This window comes from Cupriavidus sp. 05T313, from assembly GCF_056396665.1.
The window spans coordinates 1-7,995 of the sequence record NZ_JBFTLX010000299.1 but is presented as its reverse complement, the minus strand read 5'-3'; the positions used below and the strand labels follow the sequence as shown (position 1 = coordinate 7,995).

The 7,995-nt window shown below is 63.3% G+C and carries 10 protein-coding genes; 3 read left to right on the top strand and 7 right to left on the bottom strand.

Annotated elements, in window-relative coordinates; all coding sequences use genetic code 11:
* Positions 1-17: 17 nt before the first annotated feature.
* The 5 genes from AC1DKD_RS36575 to AC1DKD_RS36555 all read right to left on the bottom strand — a co-directional run bounded on the left by AC1DKD_RS36575 (position 18) and on the right by AC1DKD_RS36555 (position 4,516).
* Positions 18-893 (bottom strand): DUF2092 domain-containing protein, encoded by an 876-nt coding sequence (locus AC1DKD_RS36575; RefSeq protein ID WP_441628092.1) that lies wholly within the window; start codon positions 891-893, stop codon positions 18-20.
* 46 nt (positions 894-939) lie between these two features.
* The gene (locus AC1DKD_RS36570; RefSeq protein ID WP_045238578.1) at positions 940-1,236 is read right to left on the bottom strand and encodes a hypothetical protein; all 297 of its coding nucleotides are present in this window, start codon (positions 1,234-1,236) and stop codon (positions 940-942) included.
* Positions 1,237-1,441: 205 nt separating this feature from the next.
* Complete coding sequence (locus AC1DKD_RS36565) at positions 1,442-2,182, bottom strand: acetoacetate decarboxylase (RefSeq protein ID WP_441628094.1); 741 nt, start codon at positions 2,180-2,182, stop codon at positions 1,442-1,444.
* Positions 2,183-2,207: 25 nt separating this feature from the next.
* A complete protein-coding gene (locus AC1DKD_RS36560; protein WP_441628096.1) occupies positions 2,208-3,656 on the bottom strand; it encodes a patatin-like phospholipase family protein in 1,449 nt (482 codons plus the stop codon).
* A 185-nt stretch (positions 3,657-3,841) separates the two neighbouring features.
* The gene (locus AC1DKD_RS36555; RefSeq protein WP_441628098.1) at positions 3,842-4,516 is read right to left on the bottom strand and encodes a hypothetical protein; all 675 of its coding nucleotides are present in this window, start codon (positions 4,514-4,516) and stop codon (positions 3,842-3,844) included.
* On the opposite strand from AC1DKD_RS36555, the gene AC1DKD_RS36550 reads away from it, so the two are divergent.
* Complete coding sequence (locus AC1DKD_RS36550; RefSeq protein WP_441628100.1) at positions 4,502-5,560, top strand: sensor histidine kinase; 1,059 nt, start codon at positions 4,502-4,504, stop codon at positions 5,558-5,560. The two genes, AC1DKD_RS36555 and AC1DKD_RS36550, sit on opposite strands and share 15 nt — an antisense overlap.
* Positions 5,557-6,231: a response regulator transcription factor gene (locus tag AC1DKD_RS36545; RefSeq protein WP_441628102.1), complete on the top strand. Its 675-nt coding sequence runs from the start codon at positions 5,557-5,559 to the stop codon at positions 6,229-6,231. The genes AC1DKD_RS36550 and AC1DKD_RS36545 overlap by 4 nt, the downstream gene beginning before the upstream one ends.
* 36 nt (positions 6,232-6,267) lie before the next feature.
* Here AC1DKD_RS36545 and AC1DKD_RS36540 read toward each other — a convergent pair whose 3' ends face one another.
* Entirely contained in the window at positions 6,268-6,552 is a 285-nt protein-coding gene (locus AC1DKD_RS36540) for a hypothetical protein (RefSeq protein ID WP_441628104.1), read from the bottom strand.
* Positions 6,553-6,769: 217 nt separating this feature from the next.
* On the opposite strand from AC1DKD_RS36540, the gene AC1DKD_RS36535 reads away from it, so the two are divergent.
* On the top strand, positions 6,770-7,645 hold the full coding sequence (locus tag AC1DKD_RS36535) for a transporter (RefSeq protein WP_441628106.1): 876 nt from the start codon (positions 6,770-6,772) through the stop codon (positions 7,643-7,645).
* 17 nt (positions 7,646-7,662) lie between these two features.
* On the opposite strand, the gene AC1DKD_RS36530 is transcribed toward AC1DKD_RS36535, so the two are convergent.
* Positions 7,663-7,995 (bottom strand): bestrophin-like domain (locus tag AC1DKD_RS36530; RefSeq protein WP_477144384.1); only part of this gene is annotated, 333 nt, incomplete at its 5' end.

Genomic DNA, 7,995 nt, shown 5'->3' with positions numbered 1-7,995 from the left:
CTTCATGATGCGTCTCCTCATTGCCCCTTGGCCGGCCTGGACTTCGGAGGAGGCTTCATGCCCGGCCCACCCTTTGCATCCGGCGGCTCGAACGCAATGCGCGCCGCGCCGGCCGCGCTGGCTGAAACGAAGGCGCTTGCGGGAACGGCGGCGTCCAGCTCCCAGTTGGAGAGTTCCAGCACATGGCGCAAGCGGGTACGGTCATTAAGGTAAACGGCATAGATGCGGCGCGGCAGCTTGTCCTGCGTGCCGATCCAGGCCTGCACGAACACATCCCCGGTGACATACGCCACCATGTCCGTTGTCGTATTCCCGACCACGCCTGACTGACCGATATAGAACGCGGTCTTCAGTCCGCCGGCGATGTCCTTGTAGGGATCCGTGACGATCACGTCGGTAAACGGGAAATAGATCGCCGCGGTATCGTAGGCCTTCTGCAGCGCGGCGTCGATGGTCGGCGGCGCGTCCGCGACGGCGACGAGGTTCTCTGCCGGCGCAAGTGCCATCATGCTCTTGCCGTCGTAGTAGAACTCCGAGGGGGGCCCGTCTCCGAGCGTGACGATCTTGAGCTTGTCCGGCCGCTGCATGACCACCTGCGATTTGGTGGAATAGACGAGCGGCGGACCGAGGCGGCTAGGACTTTCATAGGAGACAACGGCCGTGAACGCCATCGTCCTGGCAGCGGCCAGGCGGGCGCTCGCCCCTTTGAGGATGTCTACCGCGCGCGGTTCGATGCCGGCCTGGAACGCCGGCGCGGCAGCCTTGGGCACCGGCTTGGCGGCGGCCTTCGGCTTGTTCTGCGCCGGCTGGGACGGCTGTGCCATGCCGTTCGCGGACAGCAGCAAGCCCAGCACCACAAAGGCTGCGCGCAACAGCAATTTCTCGTTGATCATCGCGGTCTCGGTAGATCATTCAGTCTGGTGTTGCACCCGACGGCGATCACGGAATCATGCCGCACTCGAACATCTTGTTGACGATCGGCGCCGCCACCCTGTTGATGAACGCGTTGCGCATCTGCGGATCGTCGCGCAGCAACTGCACGGCTTCCTGCTCCTTCGCGGGCTTCGGCTGCCCCTGTTTCTGGGCTTTCTCCTGCCATAACTGCTCGCAGGACGCGCGCTGGTACTTTTGAACGAGCTTCTCGGCGACCTCGTTCATGATCGGGTACTGAGCCCTGGCGACACCCGCAAACAGCAGCGCCGGCACCACCGCAAACCACAGCAGACGCCTGGTCATGATCTTCCTCGCTTCGTCGTGTCGATGATGGTGACGAGGCAGCGAATGTGCAGGCACTATCGCTTCCGGACACGCTGCCTGACCCTGGATTCCCTCAGCACGGGTCCGTCACGACCTGACGCCAGGGAAGAGCCATTCCATCCATAGACTATGCAACCCGCCGGGGGGCCGATATAGGACCATGGTCCAATGCGCGCGAACGCCATCACGCGGCGAGATAATCGTGGACCACGGTACCCAGCCCGAGCGTCAGGTCGGTCAAGATATGCACGCCCGAGATCACTTCGAGCACCGGCAGCGACGCAACCGGCGCGAGCGCGTGATGAAACAGCTCGAGCCCGGCCGGCCCTTCCCAGGCCCCCTTCACGGTGATGTCTTCGCAGAAGTAGCGCACCAGTTCGCAAATACGAGCGGTGCCATCCACATGCGGAATGATCTTGAGCAGGAAGTTGGGTGCCGACAGCGACGCCAGGATCTTGTCGTGGTCAAGCGCCCTGTGCTTGTACCCCATCGTCGCCACGGCGATCGGGACCGGGCCGTAGCGCAACACGCCGCCGATCGTATCCTTTTCGATGCGTAGCTGCGGCGATGCCAGCTTCTTGGGAAAGCCCCAGATTTCACGGCCCGCCGCGATCGGCGATCCATCGTCGAGAAACATCGCGTGCACGTAGCCGCCGGTTTCGCCGCGAAAGCGCACCGGGATCACCTGGCCGCTTTCCGTATAGTCGCCGAAGCCGGTCGAATCCGGCATCCGGATAAATTCAAACTTCACGACCGGGTCGGTCATCTCCAGCGGGGCGGGAATGACGGCAGCCAGCGCGGCGGGATCGGTCCGGTAGGTAACGATCAGAAACTCGCGATTGATAAAACGATAGGGGCCCGGCGGGAACGCGGGACTCGTGAGCGGCATCGCGAAGGCGAGCCTCTTGATCTCTGCTTCGGTCATGGCGTGTGTTCCTGTTGGCGGGGCGCTACGAGGTCATGTCGTAAATGCCGATCCCGCTGGTAAGCGCCAACGCTTCCTTCCATTTCGGACTGGCGACGGCGCGGCGTGCGTCCTCAAGCCCGCCGTTCCACAGATCGGTCACCGTGGCGCGCGAGAACTCGTAGTCCTTGAAATCGGAGGATTGCGTGTTGTGCCGGTTAATGAAATGCAGCAGCGCGACGGTGCCGCGCGTGCTGATCGCCGTGAGCCGCTCCACATCCGGATCCGACTGCAGCGCCTTGGGCAATTTGTCGATGACACGGCGCAGTGCGCCGCGAAGGCCTTCGATTTCCCTGACGCGCATCGTGTTGAAGCGCGTCTTGCTTGCATACTGGATGTCCTTGACTCGTTCCTGGACCTGCCGCAGATTCTGCGGCATCTCGCCCGCCCCGCTGAATACATCGACCTGCAAGACCAGCGCCCCCAACCGGAAGTTCTCGTCGACGATGTACCACAGCGGCGAGTTCGAAACGATGCCGCCATCCCAGTACAGTTCCCCGTCCACCTCCACGGGCGGGAATCCCGGTGGCAGCGCACCGCTCGCCATCACGTGCTCGGGCCCGATCTGCATCTGCGCGTTGTCGAAATAGACCGAGTTCCCGGAGCGCAGGTTGACCGAACCCAGCGAGAGCCGCACATCCTTGCGGTTGATCACGTCGAAGTCGACCAGTTTCTCGAGTGTTGCCTTGAGCGGCCGAGTGTCATAGAAACTCAGGGCTTCGATGCTGCCGTCGGGTGCCAGGAAAGGCGGGGGAACCCGTGGCGTGAAGAAGCCAGGAACCCCGAACGTTACCGAGGATGCCGCGCTGAAGGCATTCAGCATCGGACGCCACGGGTCCAGGTAGGCAGGTGGAATAAATGGCGCATGCGCCGACATCCGGTCCCAGAATTCGCTCAGGCGCTCCACGCGGCGCTCCGGCGCATTGCCGGCGATCAGCGCGGCATTGATCGCCCCGATCGAAACGCCGGCAACCCAGTCAGGCATCAGGCCGCAGTCGGCAAGTCCAGCAAAGATGCCCGCCTGGTACGCACCCAGCGCGCCGCCGCCTTGCAGGACCAGAATCGTATGGTCGAACCTTCCCCCGAGCGCGGCTGCATCCGAAGGGGTCGCTTTTTTTGGCTGCGCCATGATCGTTCCCGGGGAATGGAGCCGGTGGTGAGACGTGATGAGATTGTGGAGCGCTTCACCCGCGACGATAGCGCCGCGCTCAGAGCCGTGCGCACAGCCAGGCTCCCTGACGTCGGCCTGGCCCGCCGTGGCGAACGCAGGCACGAGAGGCTGAAAGCGGGACCATGCGGCCAGCCAAATACACTCACCTGAAAAAATAGTCCGCGTGCAATGTGCCGGCAATTGGACCTTGGTCCCATTCGATCGCGAATTCGAGCATCCGGCCGGCCTCACCCGCTGGGTATCGCCGCTTTCGTAGTTGCGCAATCGAGACTAATGCCTTTTACAAAGGGACGACAGCGCCTAAACTTTTTTTGCCCATATGCCACTTGATAACCGGTTTGCCCTGGCCGCCAGTGATGCTTCATTCACCCCAGCGCCCTGTCGCAAGCCAGTATCCGCCAGCAGAAACGGAATTGCGTCGCGTTTCAGGGACGCGATGCAGCAACAAATCAAAGAGGGATATGGGACAGGTTCGCTTCATGGCCCTGCGGAGATGTCCGGTAACGCGCACGTTGTTGCAACTGCGCAAGCGCCTGATACGACCGCATGCGCGCTGAGTTGCTCGTCTGCTCGCCGGCTTGCCGACGGCAGCGGGTTCGCGCAGGCCGCGCGAACCACTGACAGGGGAGCACGGCGCCATGACCATCGTTCACACCGCTGCCGTCCTGGAGGCTGCGCTCATCGCACTGCTGCTGATGTTGCAGTTCCGGCGCGCGCGCCATCGCCAGGCACCCGCAGCCACGGATGCGCCGATCACCCCGGCCCTTGGCACAACAAAGCCGCCGCACCGGCCTTTTGCTTTTAACTTCCTGCGTACCCGTGTCGCCAACGCAACGTGGGAGCAGCAGGCCACAGGATCGTCCGCGGAACAGCCATGCCCTCGCGAAGCGCCAGGATCTCGCCAGTCCTGGCGGCAGAGCTGGCGCCCCATCCGCGCGCGCCTCACTGCCGCCGGCGGGTTCCGGCGCACCGCCGCTCACCATGAGCCGCATGAAGCCCTTGCGGAAGCGCGCGGCGATCTGCCAGAAAGCGCCCGCGACGCCACGCGGCGAGTGCAGCGCGACGAGACATTGCGCTGCACGCTGGAACTGTTGCCGTTTGCCATATTGATGACGAATGCGCATGGCCGGATCGTGCTGGCCAATGCCAGCGTGGCAACGCTCTTCGGCTATCGCCAGGATGAGCTGATCGGCGCTAGCGCGGACGCGCTCGTTCCCGGATTGCAGGGCGATCCCGTCCGCCGTGCCGGCGCCGTGGACGCGCCGCTGGCCTGGGCGACAGGCGGTACGCGCGACCTGTTCGCGCGGCGCAAGGATGGCACCGAATTCCCGGCGGAAATCACAGCCAATCGCGCTTGGTCCGACGACGACCCGCTTACGCTGACGGTCATCATTGACCGGACAGAGCGGTACGAACTTCAACGCAACAGGCAGGAGCTCGCCCACCTGACTCGTGTCTCCACGCTCGGAGAACTGGCAAGTTCGCTCGCGCACGAATTGAACCAGCCGCTCACGGCCATCCTGAGCAACGCGCAGGCAGCCCAGCGATTCATGGCGAAACAACCGATCAATCTCGCCGAAGTGCGCGAGATACTGCAGGACCTGGTCGATGACAACCATCGCGCGAGTGAAGTGCTTCGCAGGATCCGTGCGCTCGTCAAGAAAGGCGAACTCGAGGCAGCGCCGCTCAGCCTTGCCCGCGTCATCGGCGATGTGGTCTTGCTGGTGCACAGCGACGCGATCGTGCGCGGCATTCGCGTGCTGCTGAACGTCGATCCCGGACTGCCGCCCGTGCAGGGCGACAGCGTCCAGGTGCAGCAGGTCGTGCTGAATTTGTTGCTTAACGCATTCCACGCGACGGAGTCCCGCTCGGCGCACGATCGCGAGATCGTGGTTGGCGCCGCGCTCGATGGCGCCGGCATGGTGCGCGTCTGGGTACGCGATCGCGGACCCGGCCTCGCCGCCGACAAGCTGGACAAGCTCTTCAAGCCGTTTTATACGTCGAAGCGCGAGGGGCTCGGGCTCGGGCTGTCGATCAGCCGCACTATTGTTGAAATGCATGGGGGCCGCATCTGGGCGGAAAACAACAGTGGCCATGGCGCCACCTTCCATTTCACTTTGCCCATCGCCACTGAAGCCGAGTGCCTTCACTCCGGACAACGACCATGAACCACGCCACACCAACCGTCTTCGTGGTGGATGATGACGACGCAGTGCGCCGGGCGTTGACGCGCCTGATCCGCTCCGCAGGCTACCGGGCCGAAGGGTTCGGATCGGCGCTCGAGTGCCGTGCGTACCTCGAATGCGGTCCGCCCGCGGACTACAACGCCTGCCTGGTACTCGACGTGCAACTGCCTGACTTGAACGGCCTGGAGTTTCAGCGCGAATTGCGCGGAGCAGGCATGCCCCTGTCGATCATCTTCCTCACCGGACACGGYGATATCCCGATGAGCGTCAGCGCGATGAAGGCGGGCGCGACCGACTTCCTGGTGAAGCCGGTCAGCGATACCGACCTGCTCAATGCCATCGAGACCGCATTGGGGAGCGCGTCGCAAGCGCTCGCGAGCCGCATCGAAATCGAATCGATTCACAATCGCATCGAGCGGCTCACGCCGCGCGAGCGGGAAGTGCTGGCGCTGGTGGTCGAAGGCCGCCTGAACAAGCAAATGGCTTGCGAACTGGGCACGGCCGAAAAGACCATCAAGGTCCACCGTGCCCGCGTGATGAAGAAGATGGAGGCACATTCACTGGCAGAGCTGGTGCGGGTCGCCGATAAGGCTGGCATTCATCTGCCGTCCCCTCACCAACCGCGGAGCCCCGCGTCAGTCGCGGCAACATGACCGCGCCTGCGTGTGCCTGGCTCCATCCGTGGATCTTCAGTTGCAGCCCTCATGCCGGGCCGTCTTGGCGCATGTCTTCCCGCTCGGGCTTGTATATACGCCCTTGCCATTCTTGGTCTTGGCCTCTCCGCCCTTGCTCGTCTCTGTCGTCGTCACGCCATTCTGATTTTTCTCGGACATCGCAGCGTTGCCCGTGTTCCGGTTATAAGCACCAGCCGATTCTCCATTGTTGCAAACCACAACGCCGCGCGCGTTGGTGGTGCATTCGGCAAACGCGTTCGAGCAAAGCATCACACATGCCAACAAAGCTAGAATTCTCATGGCTACCCCTTGTTATGGCCGGCACAAGGACCTTGCGCCATCGCATCCTCTGCTACAGAGTAGATCATTTCCGCCGGCTTCCCGTGCCTCTGGCAAAGACATGCCGATTGACTCGCGTTCCACCCAATCAAAGTCGGTTGAAGCGCGCAGACGGCGCGCGGACCGGGCAGGATTAACGACACGTGCCGTACGGCGCCTTCGGTACGCGAGCGCCGGCATGATCCTCCTTTGGGCAGTCTCCGGGTCTGCGCAGGAAATGGAGCCGCGCGCCTATTCCGCCGTGCCGGTCGGAACGAACTTCCTGTTGATGAGCTATGCGCGATCGAGCGGCGAGGTCCTGCTGGATCCTTCGCTGCCGGTGACCGACCTGCAAGCCACGATCAATACCTACGCAGCGGGCTACTCCCATAGCTTCGGGATTGCGGGACGTACGGCAAGCGTCGCGTTGTTGGTTCCTTACGCCAATGCGGACCTGACCGGCAACGTCGAGGGCGCGCCCGGGCACGCCTACCGGTCAGGCATGGGCGACATCAGGATGAGATTTGCCGTGATTCTGCTGGGTGGCGAGGCACTCACACCGGAACAATTCGCGCGACGCAGCCCCACCGCTTCACTCGGCGCCAGCCTCAGCGTGGTCGCGCCGACCGGCCAGTACCTGCCATCGCGCCTGGTGAACGTGGGTTCGAACCGTTGGGCATTCAAGCCCGAGATCGGGTTATCCCAGCCTCTCGGCAACTGGTTCGTGGAGGGAATGGCGGGCGTGTGGTTCTTCACCGACAACAACGACTTCTTCGGCGGCAATCGGCGCAGCCAGGAACCGCTGCCTGTATTCCAATGGCACGGAGGCTATAACTGGCGACCCGGCCTTTGGCTCGCTGCGGACGTGACGTATTTCACTGGCGGTCAGACAAGCGTAAATGGCGCTCAGGGCCAGGATCTGCAGCGCACCGTGCGCTACGGCGCCACGCTGTCCGTTCCGCTTGCGGCGCAATGGTCCGCGAAGCTCGCGTGGTCGCGCGGGCTGACAGCACGCATCGGCGGCAACTTCCAGACCGTTTCCATCACGCTTCAATACCGGTGGTTTGACCGCTGACCTGCTGGCCCGCCGACCTACTGGCCGAGATGGGCGAGCGCGTCGCGCATAGGCGCAAGCGACACGCTGACCAGCCCGTAGAGCGGCGTGCTCATCTCCTCGATCAGGAAAATCGCCCCTGCCGTCGATAGCGCGCACATCATCAAGGCTGCAATGATGGTCCCGTTGCGGTCGGCGAACAAGCCGAAGGTGCCGAACACAATGGAGAGCCACAGCACCAGCACGATCAGCAGGGATATCGGAATCGTAGCCTTCGTCTGCAGCAACGCCAGCCAGCGCGCAGCAAACACGTTATCGATAATCTGGAGGGCTTGCGCCTTCAGTTGACGCTGCCGGTCGTCGCGGGGCGC